The 17,719-nt window shown below is 44.7% G+C and carries 21 protein-coding genes and 1 CRISPR repeat array; of the genes, 11 read left to right on the top strand and 10 right to left on the bottom strand.

Annotated elements, in window-relative coordinates:
• Positions 1–17: 17 nt before the first annotated feature.
• Genes JCM19039_RS13865 through yhfZ form a run of 9 tightly spaced genes read right to left on the bottom strand, consistent with a single transcriptional unit; the run spans position 18 to position 7,375 of the window.
• Positions 18–1,199 (bottom strand): phosphopentomutase, encoded by a 1,182-nt coding sequence (locus tag JCM19039_RS13865; protein WP_052398805.1) that lies wholly within the window; start codon positions 1,197–1,199, stop codon positions 18–20.
• A 2-nt stretch (positions 1,200–1,201) separates the two neighbouring features.
• The gene (locus JCM19039_RS13860; protein ID WP_042428173.1) at positions 1,202–2,338 is read right to left on the bottom strand and encodes an alanine racemase; all 1,137 of its coding nucleotides are present in this window, start codon (positions 2,336–2,338) and stop codon (positions 1,202–1,204) included.
• Positions 2,339–2,341: 3 nt separating this feature from the next.
• Positions 2,342–3,439: an aminotransferase class V-fold PLP-dependent enzyme gene (locus JCM19039_RS13855; protein WP_042428170.1), complete on the bottom strand. Its 1,098-nt coding sequence runs from the start codon at positions 3,437–3,439 to the stop codon at positions 2,342–2,344.
• Between the two features lie 3 nt (positions 3,440–3,442).
• On the bottom strand, positions 3,443–4,222 hold the full coding sequence (locus tag JCM19039_RS13850) for a phosphotriesterase (RefSeq protein WP_238545058.1): 780 nt from the start codon (positions 4,220–4,222) through the stop codon (positions 3,443–3,445).
• Positions 4,216–4,350 carry a hypothetical protein gene (locus JCM19039_RS26615; protein WP_255343670.1) on the bottom strand — a complete coding sequence of 45 codons (135 nt, stop codon included), beginning with the start codon at positions 4,348–4,350 and terminating at the stop codon, positions 4,216–4,218. Before JCM19039_RS26615 ends, JCM19039_RS13850 begins: the two co-directional genes overlap by 7 nt.
• Positions 4,351–4,365: 15 nt before the next feature.
• A complete protein-coding gene (locus JCM19039_RS13845; protein WP_238545057.1) occupies positions 4,366–5,655 on the bottom strand; it encodes a YhfT family protein in 1,290 nt (429 codons plus the stop codon).
• Positions 5,656–5,670: 15 nt separating this feature from the next.
• Positions 5,671–6,033: a DUF2620 family protein gene (locus tag JCM19039_RS13840; protein ID WP_042428167.1), complete on the bottom strand. Its 363-nt coding sequence runs from the start codon at positions 6,031–6,033 to the stop codon at positions 5,671–5,673.
• A 12-nt stretch (positions 6,034–6,045) separates the two neighbouring features.
• The gene (locus JCM19039_RS13835; RefSeq protein WP_042428166.1) at positions 6,046–6,387 is read right to left on the bottom strand and encodes a PRD domain-containing protein; all 342 of its coding nucleotides are present in this window, start codon (positions 6,385–6,387) and stop codon (positions 6,046–6,048) included.
• Positions 6,388–6,442: 55 nt separating this feature from the next.
• Positions 6,443–7,375 carry a GntR family transcriptional regulator YhfZ gene (gene yhfZ, locus JCM19039_RS13830; protein ID WP_042428163.1) on the bottom strand — a complete coding sequence of 311 codons (933 nt, stop codon included), beginning with the start codon at positions 7,373–7,375 and terminating at the stop codon, positions 6,443–6,445.
• Between the two features lie 159 nt (positions 7,376–7,534).
• Here yhfZ and JCM19039_RS13825 point away from each other — a divergent pair, with 159 nt between their 5' ends.
• From JCM19039_RS13825 to JCM19039_RS13810, 5 genes are all read left to right on the top strand, one after another.
• The gene (locus tag JCM19039_RS13825) at positions 7,535–8,890 is read left to right on the top strand and encodes a sigma-54-dependent Fis family transcriptional regulator (protein ID WP_081834530.1); all 1,356 of its coding nucleotides are present in this window, start codon (positions 7,535–7,537) and stop codon (positions 8,888–8,890) included.
• A gap of 167 nt (positions 8,891–9,057) precedes the next feature.
• A complete protein-coding gene (locus tag JCM19039_RS13820) occupies positions 9,058–10,170 on the top strand; it encodes a hydroxymethylglutaryl-CoA reductase, degradative (RefSeq protein WP_238545056.1) in 1,113 nt (370 codons plus the stop codon).
• A 221-nt stretch (positions 10,171–10,391) separates the two neighbouring features.
• Complete coding sequence (locus JCM19039_RS13815; RefSeq protein ID WP_238545055.1) at positions 10,392–10,553, top strand: hypothetical protein; 162 nt, start codon at positions 10,392–10,394, stop codon at positions 10,551–10,553.
• Between the two features lie 12 nt (positions 10,554–10,565).
• Positions 10,566–11,021, top strand: a complete 456-nt coding sequence (locus JCM19039_RS27425) for a tripartite tricarboxylate transporter permease (RefSeq protein ID WP_307190266.1) — start codon at positions 10,566–10,568, stop codon at positions 11,019–11,021.
• Positions 11,003–11,920 carry a tripartite tricarboxylate transporter permease gene (locus JCM19039_RS13810; RefSeq protein ID WP_307189881.1) on the top strand — a complete coding sequence of 306 codons (918 nt, stop codon included), beginning with the start codon at positions 11,003–11,005 and terminating at the stop codon, positions 11,918–11,920. Before JCM19039_RS27425 ends, JCM19039_RS13810 begins: the two co-directional genes overlap by 19 nt.
• Before the next feature lie 181 nt (positions 11,921–12,101).
• On the opposite strand, the gene JCM19039_RS23250 is transcribed toward JCM19039_RS13810, so the two are convergent.
• On the bottom strand, positions 12,102–12,251 hold the full coding sequence (locus JCM19039_RS23250; RefSeq protein ID WP_238545054.1) for a RuBisCO large subunit C-terminal-like domain-containing protein: 150 nt from the start codon (positions 12,249–12,251) through the stop codon (positions 12,102–12,104).
• Positions 12,252–12,342: 91 nt separating this feature from the next.
• Between JCM19039_RS23250 and JCM19039_RS13805 the strand changes: the two genes are divergently transcribed.
• From JCM19039_RS13805 to JCM19039_RS13785, 6 genes are all read left to right on the top strand, one after another.
• Positions 12,343–13,701, top strand: a complete 1,359-nt coding sequence (locus tag JCM19039_RS13805) for an SWIM zinc finger domain-containing protein (RefSeq protein WP_042428157.1) — start codon at positions 12,343–12,345, stop codon at positions 13,699–13,701.
• A 26-nt stretch (positions 13,702–13,727) separates the two neighbouring features.
• The gene (locus JCM19039_RS13800; protein WP_042428155.1) at positions 13,728–13,976 is read left to right on the top strand and encodes a hypothetical protein; all 249 of its coding nucleotides are present in this window, start codon (positions 13,728–13,730) and stop codon (positions 13,974–13,976) included.
• Between the two features lie 187 nt (positions 13,977–14,163).
• Positions 14,164–14,399: direct repeats of the CRISPR family, unit length 32 nt; unit sequence ATTTCAATCCACGCACCCGCACGGGGTGCGAC.
• Positions 14,400–15,042: 643 nt separating this feature from the next.
• Positions 15,043–16,716 carry a transcription antiterminator gene (locus tag JCM19039_RS13795; RefSeq protein ID WP_238545053.1) on the top strand — a complete coding sequence of 558 codons (1,674 nt, stop codon included), beginning with the start codon at positions 15,043–15,045 and terminating at the stop codon, positions 16,714–16,716.
• A complete protein-coding gene (locus tag JCM19039_RS25665) occupies positions 16,695–16,952 on the top strand; it encodes a PTS sugar transporter subunit IIA (protein WP_238545052.1) in 258 nt (85 codons plus the stop codon). Before JCM19039_RS13795 ends, JCM19039_RS25665 begins: the two co-directional genes overlap by 22 nt.
• The gene (locus JCM19039_RS13790) at positions 16,949–17,380 is read left to right on the top strand and encodes a PTS sugar transporter subunit IIA (RefSeq protein WP_042428151.1); all 432 of its coding nucleotides are present in this window, start codon (positions 16,949–16,951) and stop codon (positions 17,378–17,380) included. Before JCM19039_RS25665 ends, JCM19039_RS13790 begins: the two co-directional genes overlap by 4 nt.
• Positions 17,381–17,393: 13 nt before the next feature.
• Positions 17,394–17,675: a PTS sugar transporter subunit IIB gene (locus JCM19039_RS13785; protein ID WP_042428144.1), complete on the top strand. Its 282-nt coding sequence runs from the start codon at positions 17,394–17,396 to the stop codon at positions 17,673–17,675.
• Positions 17,676–17,719: the final 44 nt, after the last annotated feature.

The raw sequence follows: 17,719 nt of genomic DNA, 5'->3' as shown, positions 1-17,719 counted from the left end.
GGCGGAAATCCTGCACCTCATCCCATATTATTTGAATGTTTTTTCATCTCCCCTAAAAAGCTGCGACCAGATTCGGTCGCTTGTAATTGAAAGTACTCAGCAAGTGTGGCTCCAATGTCGGCCATCGTTGTGCGAGTGCCGATGGATACTGGAGAGATTTGTTCACCGATAACGAGGATAGGTGTATACTCTCGGGTATGGCGGGAGTGCCCAATCGTTGGGTCATTGCCGTGATCAGCGGTAATGATTAAGATGTCCTCAGGCTTCATGAGGGCAAGGAAACTTTCGAACCACTGATCGACCGTCTCGAGTACACTCCGGTACCACTGAACGTCTTCGGCGTGACCTGCGAGGTCCGTTTCTTGGACATTCACAAGGAAGGCAGCATCAGTATGTGCCTTCTCATATTGCTCAACTAATGTTTGTAGTACGTTGCTCGTATCCACAACAGGGTTGGCGTACCCACCACCGTGCAAAACGTCTGCGGTTTTTCCGATGCGAAACACGGGAAGCTGTTGCTTTTCGGCAATGGACTGAAATTGTCCGGCCATATTTACGCCATATCCCATATGATAAACTTCGTACCCTTCTCCATAAACACCGGATTTGGGTGTGTCTACGCCCCATTGCCCAGGTTCGTTTTCTTTCACGACAGACAGAATACGCTCAATCGACGTGTTCGGTCCTCCAAAGGCGATGACCCGACTCACATCCACCGATTCACGAACGCATCGACCTATGCTTCGTACCTTTTCAAACGAAATTTGCTGTAAATCTGCAGTTACATTAATGATATTGCCATATGCTGACTCTAGGTTGTCACCGACCAGAATGAATTGTTCAACGAGCAGAATCGGGCGACCGGTCCACGGATACTGGACATCGTAACCGGCTCTTGTAAGTGCTGCGGCAATCGTTTGATGAACATCCTTCATCAGTCTTTGTTGCGGGCGTTTCGGGATCGTCCCGACCAATTCTTGATGCCCCATGTACGTATCAGCACCCCAATGAGCCAACGCGGATCGACCGTAGGCTGCCACTTTACTCGGCTTCCCTTCCGTAACAGCGGTTAGCCCCATCCGATGTAAAGCAGGTAGCTGAGCGCCGACGTGCTTGCACGTATTCGCACCTGAATCTGGTGAATCCTCCATCGCACCGACACCAAACCCGTCCAACACGAGCAACGTTGCTTTCGCCACGTCTAATACCTCCTTTCAAAATGGACAATTTTTGGTTTTCCTGCTTGGATCCCGGTCACGAGAGCAACATTTGCACGGGTCACGAAGATTTGCGTTCTGAAAGCATACACGACGCTATCCCCAGGAGCATAGTCTTCGTTTTCATCTAGAGAGCCGTAATAATCGATATACCCAATCTTCGGTTGCTTCGCCCGTACGGTTCGTAAGTCACTGCTCGCAGCCCCTACACATGCGCTTTCAATATTGCCGCGCTCGTAGAACCCTCCCCCAATGACATAGTGGTCGTGGGATACTTCGCTCACATAAACAAGGCTTGGCTTTTCTTCCAAATGAAAGTTCACCGCATGGGACGGAGTCGTTCCGGTCAACGCATGGCCTGGCTCACCGTGTGTCACCCCTAATTCTTTGAGCATCGGGATCGTCTCACAACTCGTGGCACTTGGCGCATTTACCTGCCTGACATCAATGCCCTCGTCTTGCAATAACGCCACCGCGCGATGCAACGTATGAACATTCGTCGTCGGCACCAGTTGTTGATTCTCTTTTAATTCAAGGGCTGGAAACGATGTGACCCCTTCGATACGAATGCCAGGTAGTGCGAGAAGTTGTGGCAATTGTTCAGTCAAGTGCGCCAACTGAAATCCACCTTCTTGAGATGGATAAATGCGGTCCCCGTGCTCCATGACGCGCAACAATACAGGTTGCACGATGCCAAGAGATACGGCTGCCGCTGACACTTGCGCGGCACGTGCTGCCGAAAAAACGGTGACCACTTCCAGGTTCATCTTCAAAAGGTCCGGCCATTGATGCTTGCCTGGTTGAACGAGATGACCGGCGTGCCCGACGGCAATGCCATTCTGGTGCAGCCGGTAGGCTTCGCTCCATTCTACGGCGACCGCTTTTTGAATGCCGTAATTGGCGACCCATTGTGCAAGCTTAGGGATACGCCCGAGCTGCTTTGTCATAAAGTACAATGAGAAATCATGCTCTCGTGCCTTTTCAGCAAGAGCTCGCGTATTCGCGGCAACCGTATCCATATCAATCACATACGTGTTCGGTGGAATATCTGCCGCTTGGTGAAGATCTACAGCTGAATGAATGAGATTTGGATTTCTTATTTTTGTCGCTTCGAGAAACATGAGCTATTCCTCCTGGACATCATCTAGCGCACGACGCAGGATATCTAAAATATGTTGTGCGTGAGATTTCATCGGATTGATGCGCAAACCGAAATCGGCCAATTCGGGGTGAGAGGCAATAAAACTGCCGGATACCCGGTAAATCATAGGCAAAATTTCATATCGAGATTCAGCACCGACAGGGTAGACAGCTGCGCCATGCACCCCGCTACGCTCAATCACTCTTTTGGCGATGGGGGCCTTTAATTCAACAATGACGTTTTTCGATTGCGCATTCGTCATGTACGCCGCCCTCACCTCCGGAATCACCCCATCATTTAGTTGTTTGTGCAACGCTTCGACTTGCTCGTTCTGTACCGCAAGTGACACAGGGGCAAACGTCATCATTCGCATCAAGTCAAGCGCTTCAGGTCCTTGGACTTGCCCTCCACCCGAGTAATTCCGTTCATGAACGACATCGATTCCTTCACGCTTTCCGACGATCACACCAATCCCTTCAGGTCCGAGCACTTTAAAACCAGAAAACGTTGAATAATCAGCGCCAAGCTCTACACCAATGGCAGGAACTTTTAAGGAACAATAATTATCATCCGTAACAATTGGCAAATTGGGAGACACTTCTCGCACGGTTTGAATGACCCTTTCTAAGTCATACGTATCTTCTGGTTGTTGACGAGCATGTTGTATATAAAACAACTGTGCTTCTTGATTTCTTAGTACCGTCTTCAGCTTCTCTGTATTGTGAAAATCAACAACAACCGTGTGAAAGCCTAACATACGAAAGGTTTCTTTCGTCGTTGTGTACATCGGTGCATCATGGACGAAAATCGTATCCCCCGGGCTTAAAAGCGCCGCCAAAATTGTCCGAATGGCGCCTGTCCCTGACCCACGGACGAGTGCCGCCGACTGACTTTGAAAGAAGTCAGCTAACATGTTTTCCACTTGTACGGTTGTCTTTGGTCGCTTGAACTTCGGGTGTACGCCCAGATCACCACCTTGAAAAATCGTCTCTCCGTTAAAATGGCGACTCATCGTTTCGACCAAACGAAATTGCATATCTTTTGCTTCTTCGATACTAAGCGTTCGTAAAATAGATGACATCCGTCACGACTCCTTTATAGAAAAAGCGGAAGCAGGATTGTCGACAAATAAATTTCTTATATCCTCGTTTGTAAGTCCTGCGGACAATAAGCGGGGAACAAAACCTTCAAGTACAAGCCCGTACCCTGGTCCACCATACTTCTTCCAATGTGATTTTCTCGTAAGGTCTGCCGAAAGCAACACTTGCGACCCAAACCCTTGATTTAACAATTCAAGAAGGCTGTCGAGACGGTCTTCGTCTGGACGATAATTCGTCTTTCCAATCGTATCAAAAGCCACATATGCACCCGCCTGTACCGCATAAAGAACGGATGAAAAATCTGTATTCAAATCTTGATGACCGATGATGACTTGGGACATCGGCACGCCAATCTGATCAAACAAATCGATCTGTTCTCGTGCAAGCGTTCCAAGTGTTGTATGTGTCGTTACAGGTAAACCTGTCTCGATGGCAGCCATCCCAGCTCCTCGTAGGAGTTGCTCTTCGATCGGCTTCATTTCCTCATGACTCGTACCGACTTCACCAATGACGCCCGGAAAAACACCGTCAATACCTGTACGAATTTCCGAAACGATGTGGCGCGCAAATTCTTTTGCCCCCCATCCTGCGGTAAATTCCGGTAGGTAAGGATCTTTATAAAAGCCTGTGCTCGCTATAATCTTCACGCCAGTTTCTCGACTCAAGTCGGCAAGCAGGGGCGTATTCCGCCCCATGCCATCATTGGTTACTTCTACCATTGATTCTCCGCCTGCCTCACGAAAGGCGATCAATTCTTTTACCATCCCGTCCGGATCATCCAAGCAAGTATCCGGGTCTTTTTCATCCTCGATAAATCAATTGTCAAGTGTTCGTGCGCTGCACAAACCCCTAATTCTTCTGGCGTAATTCGCCCTGTCACCGTTTGGATCAACGTTCATCATCTCCTTTACATTAGCCCAATGACTGCAAAAATGTTTGCAAGTATACCGATGGCAATCGCACCAATAGGCCCAATGGCCATGCCGACGATCGGTCTGCCTCCGGCTTCGTTTAACAAGTACAAGCCGGCAATAAAGAAGAAACCAAAGCCTGGCATAATGGCATTGGCGGCATTTGCACCACCAATGAGAAGCGCCACTTCTAACACTTTCGTCATCGCTGAGCGGATATTCTCTCCAGAATTACGGATGCCCGGATATTTATCCATAAAGCGGGCGATCGCATTGAGCAAGAATACTTCACCCATAATGACGAGTGCACCGATAATCGCCGCTACCCATACATTCGGTGCGAACAAACCAACGACGAACACGAGCGTAAATCCAACTGGACTGTACACCCCAGTCACAATAGCAGTACTCGCAACAAGTGGAATAAACCCTAGCGCTCGCGCTGCCGCCGCTATACCGGCATCTGTTTGATTTCCTTCAGCAAGGACACTTAGTGAAATTGGGTCCCCTGCCATCAACCACATGTTCGTCGCAGCTGCGATGAGACCACCAATGATCATGAAATAAATAACATGTTGTTTTATGCGTTTTACTTTTTCACTAAAGACACTTGCCAAATCAATGCCAGAGCCACCTTCTTCTGGCTTTTCTTTCATCGCAAAGACGAGCAGAAAGGTCATTCCGGCAATAAGCGCCATCCCTTCCTGGTTCAAAGCGACGACCGAATCGCCAAAAGCAATAAGTTCATTTTCATTGAGCCAAACGGCAAGTTGTCTGACAATCGCTGCAACCGCAAAGGTTACGATACCTTTTTTAATGCCGAATTGGAAAGCAACCGCTAAGGCTGGGAATACCATGAACGCAACAACGACCGGGTTCCCGACTTGCTCAAGCGGTTCAAGGAAATTCACAGGTAAGTATTCGAACAGTTGTACAAAAGCTTCAAGCCCAATAAGAATCCCTGCTCCATAAGCACCCCCGACGGCAGCTGCCACTGCAGTGCCCCATCGGTTTTTCGGTGTCATCAGGCCGATAATATCGGTTCCTAGAAAAATTGCATGAACGAGAATAATACTCGCCGCTAACGTAAATGGAATTCCAAAGCCAATCACGAGCCCAAAACTCATCGCAAAAGCAGTTAACCCAAGATCACGACGACTCATCGTCCCTTCAATATGCTCAGAGACGATTGGACGCAACCCATCGTTAAAGACCGCGATATTACGATTGGAAAGAAGTGCACCGAGTGCACCAATCAATATGATGATAATCATATCCATCCCCATTGTAATGACCCTCCTTTAGCATGATTTTGCTTGTAAAGCGTTCATAATCATCTGAACAGCATCCCGCTTATGATCCGCCGTGAATCCAAACGCCTTTTTCCCTGCATTCACCGCTTCTTGAATCTTCTGTTCACTCGGTTTTCGTCCAGGCATTGATACCGTCTCACATTGCGGACCACCTAAAATGGCTCTCGCCATCGCTAAGGCGCCCCCACCACCTGTAGCACACGCCCCAACGTAGTAGTCTGCAGCACCAGACTTCACTGCCATTGCCGCCTCTACATCTGACTTAACAACCGTTTCTACATCCCCGCCAAACTCTTTGACGAGCGCTTCTACTTCTTTCTTGTCCACTTGTCCACCAATCACTACTTTCATTCGTAACGCCTCCTATTGATTGAATAGTGTTGCATAATGAATTTTAAGAAAAATGCGTTCCTCTTCAGGCAAATTACTACCTACTTGTTCTTCAATCCACACCAGTTCGTCTTGTATTTCCGGTTTTATACTCATTGCTTCTACTTCTTTAACCAATGCAGGCGCTGGCTTATCCAGCTCCTCCCCGCGCTCTATACGGGTCAATGCAGTTGCCAGATGCGTGATAAGCATCGTGACGTGATCCGTAGATGCGTTCTTCGGTAGACGATCTGCCGCTTTAGACGTAATGCTCGCCGCCTTTTGGCTAATCACATCTCCATTTAGAAGAAGTTCCAATCGTTCTTGAATACTCATGACGTCTCTCCTTTCGTTTTGTTCAATGTACAGTATTTTGTATATTAATCATAAATTAATATCGAGGATGCCGGCTACCCTTTTCTACTTCAAGCTGTACTTGTTGTACCCGCGATGCAAGTAATTGACCGACTCTCTTTTCCACCTCTTCATTCGTTCCATCAACGACAAGAACAGCTTCGCTAATGCGATTCGCTAACTTCCCAGCTTCTGTTGTTTGAAAAGGCACCCTGTGAACACTAGGCTCAAGACGCAATTCATCTTGGTTCCAAATTGCTGCATCAATCACTCCTTCACGAAGTAATTCAAAAAGTTGCATATAATTGGCTTCATAATACGTCACGTCAATTCCTGCACACTCATGCTCGGTAAGAACAAATTGATCTGGTGACGAATAGTCAATCCCTACCCTCATGCCCGCTTCAATCTGTTTCTTGCTCGGATCGTGCAAAAAGACTTCATGGCCTGACACATAGCTTCCTTGACCAAACAAAACAGCGATGTTCAACGAAGCATCTTCACCAACCATCTGCTCAGCAGCCATACGAGACATAATGGCAAAATCATATCTTCCGGACTTCAAGGCTTCCATACGTTGGAACGCCCCGCGCATATACGCAAGATTGGTTCGAACATTCTGTTCATCAAACGCTGCGATTAATCCTGTTGCCAAACCTTCGTACTTTCTTGAGTACGGCAAAGGCATGACGCCGGCAAGCGGACCGATACCTGCAACCTCAAGCAACTTCGGCATATCTTTTTGGACGACATATGTACCTAAATGTCCCCTCGCTTCGAACCCGACCGCACGGATATTTTCTAACAAGCGGAGCGCTCCTTGAACGGTGCCTCTGCCCATTGAAAACTCTGCTACCAGATCGGTAACCCTCGGAATGCGGTCTCCTACTTCCAAATGAACAAGCTTCTTTGCAATTTGTTTAGCTGCAAATCCATTCTTTGAATAAAGTTGTTCCCAGATGCTGTTCATTGATCGCCCACACTTTATATTTTCATATTGTAATATACATTTTATAGTATTCTGTATATTAATGCTAGGTTGATTTTATTCCACCTATTTCACTGCGACGACACTTAACCGTTTCGTTTATAATAAAACCACATGAATAATTGAATAGGAGGCTTTGAATTGTTTAAACAATTCCTTGACCAGATGCACGACGGGATGCTGATTATTGACGAACATGCGAATGTACGATATGCAAACCAATCGTACTATGAAATATTAGGCATAAAACAGCGTGACATTACGAACATGCAACTTGAAGATATCCAATCTAACACGCGAATCGTAGATGTGCTAAAAACGGAGCAACCGCTAATTAATGTTTCGTTCGACTTTAAGCAGACTGGGGTGAGAATTGTTGCGAACATTACACCGGTTTACGATCACAATAAAAAGAAAATTGGAGCGATGTCCGTTTTTCGGGATTCGACGAAAACTCGCCTTTTAGAAGATGAATTACGACAGTTAAAGGGATACACAGCGTACTTAAAAGAACAGCTAGGCCACGTCCCCTCCCGTCGTTTTTTGGAGAGAATTGAGTCACGAGAACCGATTTTCCGCGACATTAACGAAAAACTGTTAAGAGCTGCCCAGACAGACTCTGTGATCCTCCTTACAGGAGAAAGCGGAAGTGGTAAAGAAGTCGCTGCCGATGTATTGCATGAATTGAGCCCAAGAAGTGCAGAACCTTTCATTAAAGTAAACTGTGCAAGCATTCCTGAAACTCTCATGGAAAGTGAATTTTTCGGGTACGTAGAAGGTGCGTTTACTGGCGCAGTCCGCTCAGGCCACAAAGGTAAGTTTGAACTGGCTCATGGGGGAACGCTATTCCTTGATGAAATTGGGGACATGCCTTTGCCTTTGCAATCGAAATTATTACGGGCACTTCAAGAGAAAAAAATCGAGCGAATTGGTGGGGAACAAAGCATTTCCATCGATGTGCGAATCATTGCAGCTACGAATGCAAATCTCTACGATCTTGTGAAAATGAAAAAATTCCGAGAGGACTTATACTATCGATTGAATGTAATTCCTATCCATCTCCCACCATTACGTGAACGCAAAAGAGATATATTACCTCTATCTACTGAGATTATTAATGATTTTAACCAACGGACAAACAAGCAATTATCGTTATCTGCTGAAACAAAAACGCATTTCCAAAGCTACACTTGGCCCGGAAACATACGCGAGTTGCGCAATGTGCTAGAACATGCTTTTGCAATGACAAATACTGGGGAACGAATTCAAAATGACCACTTACCGGAATATATGATGAAACGTTCCACAAGTGCTTACTCACCAAATGAAGAATCCTCGTTTCTTGAGCAGTATTTACGATTCGAAACGATCGAAAAAGAAGCCATGATTGAAGCACTTGATCAAACAAACAACCACCGATCTACAGCAATGCAATTACTCAATATGAGCCGACGAACCTTTTATAATAAACTTAAATATTATGAGATCGATGACTAACCGTATACAAAGTATACATATTGTATACTTTGTATACGGTTCTGATGATTTTTTGTGCATAATGTATACACATCAATATGTAAGTACTATCCGTAAGCGTTTCCAAAGTTGGAACGCTTTTTGCATTTCAATAAAACGACTAAATACATAAAAGGATGGGAAGCCATATGACTTCTAAATTTTCAAAGTTTCATGAACGCACAATTGAAGAACGAAAGGAATTGATATTTTCGACGAGCAGATTAAAAAAAGAAGAACAGCAGTTATTTGAAAATGAACAGTACGATCAACTGTCCGATCAATTAGTTGAGAATGCTTTTGGGGTCATGGAAATTCCACTTGGCGCAGCGGTCAATTTTGTCGTAAATGGACGGGAGCGCATTATTCCTATGGCAACCGAGGAGTCCTCAGTGATTGCTGCAGCAAGTCACGGAGCGAAACTCACACGACCAACTGGGGGATTCACAGCCCGCTTAGAAGAAAGCGGAATGTTTTCTCAAATTCAAATTCTAGGCGTATCGGATGTTCACCATGCGAAAATGAAGATCCTTCAGCACAAACAAGAGCTGATCACACTCGCAAATGATCAAGATCCTGTACTAAACCAGCTTGGTGGAGGAGCTTACGACATCACTGTACGAGTACTCGAAACACCACCGGCGATGATCATTGTCCATCTTCACGTCCATACTTTGGATGCGATGGGTGCGAACGCCACAAATACAATGGCTGAAAAGATTGCACCTAAGATTGAAAAGATCGCCAATGGCGAAGCCAGGCTGAGAATTATCTCCAACCTCGCAGACAAGCGGCTTGTACGTGCATTTTGTGAAATCAATAAAGAAGACATCGGCGGCAAAGAAGTCGTACAGAAGATTGTAGAAGCTTGTAATTTTGCAAAACGTGATCCTTATCGTGCAGCCACTCACAATAAGGGCATTATGAACGGCATTACACCCATTGTGTTAGCGACGGGGAATGATACAAGGGCTGTTGAAGCAGGCGCCCATGCGTATGCAAGTCGAAACGGATACTACACTTCCCTTACTCAGTGGGAGATGAATGAAGCCGGTAATCTCACAGGAAGTATTGAATTGCCAATGGCCGTAGGCACAATCGGAGGAGCGACCGCCGTTCATCCGAAAGCACAAGCAAACTTAAAAATCCTCCAAATCCAATCTGCCAACGAACTCGCAGAGATTATCGCATCTGTTGGACTTGCTCAGAACTTAACCGCCCTTAAAGCGCTATCGACTGAAGGCATTCAAAAAGGCATATGAAGCTTCATGCCAAAAACATCGCTCTAATGGCTGGGGCTAAAAACGAGGAAATAGCTGAAGTAGCACAACACCTCGTTAAAGAAGGCAAATTCAGATCAGATATTGCTGAACAATATTTAACACAATTGAGAGGTGAACGAACTCATGGATGAAGAACAACGCAAGCCTTTTGTTGAAATTTGGGCAGACCATGTCGGGATTCGTGATATGGTCATTGCATCTTGCTCTGCGTCGTCCCTGCAATGGCGGGGTATATTCTGGCGCCTAGTGAGCCCCCGCTGCCACTCGCTCTCGGGCTCACCGGTGCTTTCATTGGCTTTATCATCGCATGCATTATTATTAAACCAAAGCGCAAGCTCCATGAAGAGCAAGCGGAAGAATAGAGGGAAGTACAGATGGATCCAGTCATCATTTTACAAATGATTTTAGCAGGCGTCGCAGGGGCGGTCATTTATACGATCATAGGCGTTGCCCCAGGCACGGATGAAACCGCTGTGCTTGCCCCCGTCACGCTGGCGCTTATTCTAGCAGGCTTATCCCCTTATGCCGTGTTGGCGTTCTTTATATCTGCCATTACCGCCAAAAAACTTACGGACTCAATTCCTGTCGCTGTCGCCGGTATTCCTGGGGGAGTCATGGCGGCCCCGATGGTCGAACCAGCTATGGTCTTAAAATCTCACGGACTATCTCATCAAAGCATCAAAAAAATGGCTTCCGGTTCAGTAATTGGTACGATCATTTCTATTCCTGTAAGTATCTTACTCGCCATATTCATCATGCCTGTTGCAGATGTAATCGTTGGTTATGAAGGCTCATCTTCTTTCTCGGTGCAGTGTTTCTCGCACTGTTAACAAAAAATAAATGGTTATCTTTAGTCGCCATACTGCCGTTTGCTTTATTGATCCAAGGGTTAAGAGAGCTGTACTGGGCAACCGGCATTATTCCAGAAGATTCGACCGTGTTTATTTCCTTCTTTCTCGGCATTACGATTGGTCCAATCATGTTCAGCTTGTTTGAATTATTAAATCGCGATGCCAGAAACGCCTTGCCTCGCTATGACCATAAAGTGATTACATTTAAAGAGTCTAACGACAATCGGGGGTTCCCTAACCCATTCAAAATACTCAATAAAAAAGAAGTGGCTTCCGCTTCTACAGGTTCTTTACTTGGATCCCTTACATTCTTCCTTTCGCCCGTCGGTATGACAATCTTTTATGGCGAGCTTCTTTCGAGGAAAATTAAAGACCCAGTAAAAAGAGCCTCTCGTGCTATCTCTACGATGGACAGTTTAACGAGTGCAACGTATATGGCTGGTATTTTAATCCCGCTGATTGCCATTGGATTGCCACTCTCTCCAGTCGCAATTGGACCGGGTAACGCCTTATTTAATGCACCGCCAGTTTTTGATACAAGCAACAACATTCACCACCAACTGTCCATGGGTGAAATTATTATCGCTACCATTATCGGTGCTTCCATTGCCATGATCTTCACGTACTACGTTGCCATGAGATACGCCAACCAAATTTGCAACTTCGTCTTCAAGCTCGTCCCGCACGAAGCATTAATTGGCTTATTTATGGCTCTCGTTTTTATGCTTGCCTACATGGATGCCGGATGGGTTAATATCTTTGGCGTCGTCCTCATTGGACTAGTCGCAGGATTACTCCACCGCAACGGCGTAAACTACGGTGTATTGTTTATGATTTTATACGCAGCTCCTTGGTTATTAAGCATAATTGGAGGGTAAATCAAAGAACAGAACGTCAAAGAATTTTCATACCTCAAATCACGTTACACCCTCGTCCCCACATCGTTCACTTTACGATGTGGGGACGAGGGTTTTCGCATTATGTTCAAAAGTATAACAGCGGTTGGAACTTCATCGTCCCAATTTATCTCTAGAAAAAGACTGAACATACTCCCGCCACCTAAACATCAAACCTCTCAATAGCTTCCTTTAACTCCTTGTGTTCTTTACTATACGTACTAATGGACACTCCTTTGACTGCCGCCTCCCACCCTTGGCGCATACTCCTCACTCCGGCTTTCACACCGCTCGGGTGAGAGAGAATACCCACCCGATCCCCCCTCTTCACTTAATAGAAACAACCCTTTCTGCTAGAATGGACGTAGATTAGGCGAACAACCATTCCAAAGGAGTTGCCCAACATGAAATGGGAGCATTTATTTCCAGAAAAAATTTTAGATCGAGGCCATGCGTATTACGCTGATGAATTGGTGGAAGACCTTGACGTATCAGCAACCGTGATCCAAGCGAATGTTATAGGCAATGATCTGTATTACGTACAAATAAAACATACGGATGGAGTAATAGGGGCGATGTATTGTGAGTGTCCGTATGCGCTAGAAAATCAGCATTGCAAGCATATGGCGGCTGTCCTCTATGAATTCGATGAGGGAAACGATTTGAATCACGTCGAAAGTACCAATATGACAGAAGACATTTTTCATCTAGTTGCACGAGCAGATGACACGCTGCTACGGGGGTTTTTAACAGCGATTTTGTCAGAAAACAGTGAACTACTCGGGCGCTTTAAAGGAGAACTAGGCGTACCTCTGTCAGAAAGTGATGTGCAGCGCTATAAGCAAGAAATTAACGACATCTTCAAAGAGTACGAGGATCGGCACGGTTTTATTGGCTATTACCAAGCGAGGGAGCTTTCAATGGACCTCACTGACTACCTTGGACGACATGTACATTTACTGATTAACACTCGTCAAGTTTCTGAGGCCTTTGAAGTCGTTAATCATACATTCAAGGAAATGCATAATTTGGCAATTGACGACTCTGGCGGGGGAATTGTGACCATCTTGAATCATTGTGTCGCGCATTGGCAAGAAATAATCAACCGTGCTGATCAGGCACAAAAAGTTGACATGTTCGACTGGTTTATTCAACAACTAGACGGGCACGTCATTGATTATATGGAAGAATATTTGGAAGCTGTCCTATTCGATCAATTTACGGAGAAAGTTTTTCTCAAAAAGAAAGAACAGCTCGTTGATAAGAAATTACATCAGTTGTTTCGTACAGAAAGAATCGCGTATGACACTGACAAATGGTTGCTGCGAAAAATTGAGTTATTGGAACAGCAAAACGTCGAGCAAAGTGAGATCGATGACTATTGCAAACAATACCTCCACTTCAATGGAGTGAAAGACTATTATGTCGAAAGATGCCTAGAGCGTAAAGACTTTGATACAGCTGTCGAAGTGTTAGAAGAGAGCAAAGTCAGAAATGGAGATCTTCCAGGAATTGTCGCTCGAGACAGTGTAAAATTAAAAGATTTATACAAACAAACTGGAAATCACTCGGCTTATCTCCAAGAATTATGGGACTTAGCCTTGAATCATCAAGCCGGAGAAGTAGAGGTTTTTAACGAGTTAAACGACAATACACTGTGGAAGAGTGGGCAGAGCAACGCGAAGTGCTATTCGAACAGCTTCCAAAGTCCGCTCCCATCCATAGACTTTACCACGCGGAACAGCTATACGACCGGCTACTAGCATTCGTCCAATCATCCTCATCGATCATGCTGCTAGAGTATGAACGTGTTCTAAAAGACAAATATCCCGAAGCACTGCTAGAAAGATACGAATCAATCGTTCAAGCAATGGCCGTCGAAACCGCCAACCGAAAGAACTATCAACAGATCGTCAAGCTTCTAAGAAAAATGCAAACCTACCCCGACGGAGAAAAACGTGTCGCCGACCTCAAAACAAAGTGGCAACAGCAATACAAAAACCGCCCGGCAATGATGGAAGAGTTGAATAGGCTGTAGGAAATAGCTATTGAATAATGCATAACAAGTGAGCCACCGAGTGTGGAGAGTTCCTTGTAGCAGAATGAGCAAAGCCCTGGATCCGTCTTACGGATCCAGGGCTTGTTGTTGGTGAGAGCCATTGTTGCTGGTGTTTTATTTCAGTCGATTCAGGATGCGACGCCACCCCCACAACCAAAGGGGAAACGTATTACATTCCACGCACCCGCGCGGGGTGCGACATTTTAATGAGGAAACAGATAAGTGGAACGTAGCATTTCAATCCACGCACCCGCACGGGGTGCGACACTCAGAGAGATCGCCATTATCGCGCTTTCTGATATTTCAATCCACGCACCCGCACGGGGTGCGACGACCTCGCCTATCTTTGCAGTGTCGAATTAGTGACTGTATTTCAATCCACGCACCCGCACGGGGTGCGACTGCGATTATAGCTTATAATTATACTATAACCATTATATTGTCTGCATATTCACTCTTCTTGTGTTATTTTGCACAAGACAATCCCTCTATCTATTACATAGTTTATCACAATTGGTCGAAAAGTTGGTGCGGGTCAGCTAGGGATTTTATGTTCGCTTAGGGTTCGCACTGTAATTTTCACTATCATTATACATGTTTTTGTATATGATTTATCATTAATTCAATTACATTAGTACTCTCTCGATTCGTTACACATGTGACAAACCCACCACCAACCATGGTCTTTTTCTTTTTATTATAATGAGTTGTCGTCCTTTTGTGACGAAAAGTGTTAATCATATCAACCACGAATTGGCTACTCTGATTTTATCAGTTACAGTTTTTCATGACTTGCTCTTTAACATGAAGTACCTAGAATACCTGATTAATCCTTTTGGTGTAACATTTTTTGAAGGCCCTCTCTCCCATATGGTATACACGTCTGTACAAAGTGGTACATTTCAATGAATACGGTGGTAGAATTCAACCACCGTACGCTCTCAAAAAAACATTTTGTAATTGCCAGTACATTGCCACAGATGTGATATTTTTCAGTCTTTGGTAATCATCTCAATCAAGCTATGATGATAAGAAGGTGATGTCCATGTTAACCTCTAGGCAAAAAAACATCTTAATTAAATTATTGGAAACGGATCATTTCACAACGATAGAGTTTTTGGCTAAATGGCTAAATATTAGTGGTCGAACGGTTCGATACGACCTCGATGCCATTGATTCGGCCATGCAACACATCGGTGTGATCATTACGAGGGTACCGGGAAAGGGTGTGATGTTACGCATTAGTGAGGGCAGCCGCCCTTCTGTTTTTGAGATGATTGATCGGAAGCAAATTATGACAGAAAAAAAGCCACAACGTTTAATGATGAGCATATATGTCACGATCGCAGGCTCATTCACAATTCAAGATTTAGCGGACGAATTTGAATTAAGTCGTTCAAGTGTACAAAAATATGTAGCTGATGTTGAAGAATGGCTCGATCATTTTGACCTCCAGATTGCGAAACAAGCGTGGAAAGGATTTCGGGTGATGGGTACAGAACGGAGCGTCCGCCTTGCCCTCTATCAAATGCTTAGTGAAAAAGACACCGATCTAAAAAGAGTTCGAGATTGGTTATACCTCGGTAAGAAAGAACTAGATCTCATGAGAACATGGCTTACATTCGTACAAACAGAACGAGGGATTCACTACAGCGAGGCAACAGCAGATGTATTTCATCTCTTTTTATACTGGTGGAAACAGCAAATAGCGATGAATCATTATGTATTTGTTCCGAAAGAACATCGACACAAACGTTATTTTCACCTAGGTATCATTGAATCGTTTATTCGGGAACACGTAAACGACGACCGTTCAACCCTCCATGAATGCGCCTTTCTTGATGACCTATTTGACCAAGCCAAAGTCGTGTCCTACCAAAAAGACATGCCTGATCTACGAGACTATGAACGTGAGATACGGTTTTGTAAACAGCTGTTATCACAAGTATCAACGATTTTGCATGTAGACTTACTCGTTGATGAAAGATTGATGAATGACTTGACGCATCACGTGAAGGCCGCTTTTATGCGAATGTCCCAAGGGGTTGAAATTGACAATCCCTACACCGAAGAAATAAAAGTTCGTTATCGTGCAATTTATGAAATGGTCTTTCAAATGACATACGATATGGGGATTGAAATGCTAGCAGGTGAGGTTGCGTTCATAACGATGCACATCAGTGCAGCCTTCGAACGGAACAAAAGCCGAAGGTTTTTGCCCACGGTTATCGTCGTCTGTTCATCAGGTTTGGCAGCATCATCGATTCTTACGACCAAGCTCGAACAAATTGAACCGGGCTTTAACTTAATAAACGTCGTCCGTACCGAAGATATAGAACGAATGTTTGATGAGGCAGATCCTGATTTTGTCTTAACGACACAACACATACAGATCCCAGAATGGAAACAAACGAAATGTTTTCGCGTGAGCCCTCTTCTAAGCGATTACGACAAACGATTAATTCAGCATGAGGCACACAAAATCGTCAATCGCAAACAGCTAGCTTCTTTTAATGAGCTTTATGGAAAAGCGAACCGTGTTGAACCTTCGCTCTTTGATGAGACCATCCACTTTGCCAGTACACTAGATTGGCGTGAAGCGATTTCTATTGCTGCTAAACCCCTTCTGAACGCTGGTTATATTACACAAAGCTATATTCAAGAAATGATCATGTCCGTAGAAGGAACGGAACGTATATGGTCTTTCTCCCTAACGTAGCCTTTGTCCACGCCGGACCCAATCGCGTTATAAAAGAAGGCATTAGCTTAACTGTATTGGATGAACAAATTGAGTTTGGAGATTTAAACCCTGAGCGCGTCGATTTAATTATTGTACTAGCCATTAAAGAAGTGCATAACCAAGACTTTATGCAGCTTTTCCATTACCTAGAGACCGAAACTTCAAGAGAACAATTCCTCCAAAAATGGAATCAGCGAAAGGACGCGGCAGAATGACCAATTGGATTCGTAGAGAACACGTTGCTATTAGTGTAAAAGCAAACAACTGGCAAGAAGCGATACAAGCTTCCGGCAATTTACTGTTACACACTGGTGCAATTACAGAAGATTATATTTTTCAAATGATTCAGTCTGTGAAAGAAAACGGACCGTACATCGTCATCGGTCCTGGGATTGCAATGGCGCATGCTCGTCCGAGTGAAGCCGTACGTGAAGATGCCATCTCTCTCGCTGTACTCGAGAGATCCGTGTCATTTGGCAGTGAAGAAAATGATCCCGTTGACCTCGTATTCTCTTTCTCCGCAAAAGGATCTGATTCACACATCAAGCTCATTGAACAACTCTCGCACGTACTATTAGACGACGATAAAGTAACCCAGCTTCGCCAAGCCGAATCAGAAGAAGAATTATATAAAATTATTTAGAGGAGCGATGATCATGGCAAAACTAAAGATTATGACGGTATGTGGTTTTGGACTCGGTTCTTCAATGGTATTAAAGATGAATTTAGATGGCGTATTAAAAGATCTTGGCATTCAAGCTGACGTATTTACTGGAGACGTCGGTTCAGCACAAAGTACACCTACAGACTATATTTTTACAAGTAAAGAACTCGGGAAAGAACTTCAACAAACTGCCGGTAAGCCTGTCATCATTATTCATAGTTTTGTAGATAAAGCAGAGATAAAAGAAAAAGTAGAGGCGGAACTTCAAGCGTAGCGGCTTGAGTTCCCTCGATGTACTTACAAAAAAAGGGGGCAACA

It is taken from the genome of Geomicrobium sp. JCM 19039 (assembly GCF_000698145.1).
Lineage (GTDB): Bacteria > Bacillota > Bacilli > Bacillales > Marinococcaceae > Geomicrobium_A.
This window is presented reverse-complemented; position numbering and strand designations above follow the sequence as displayed.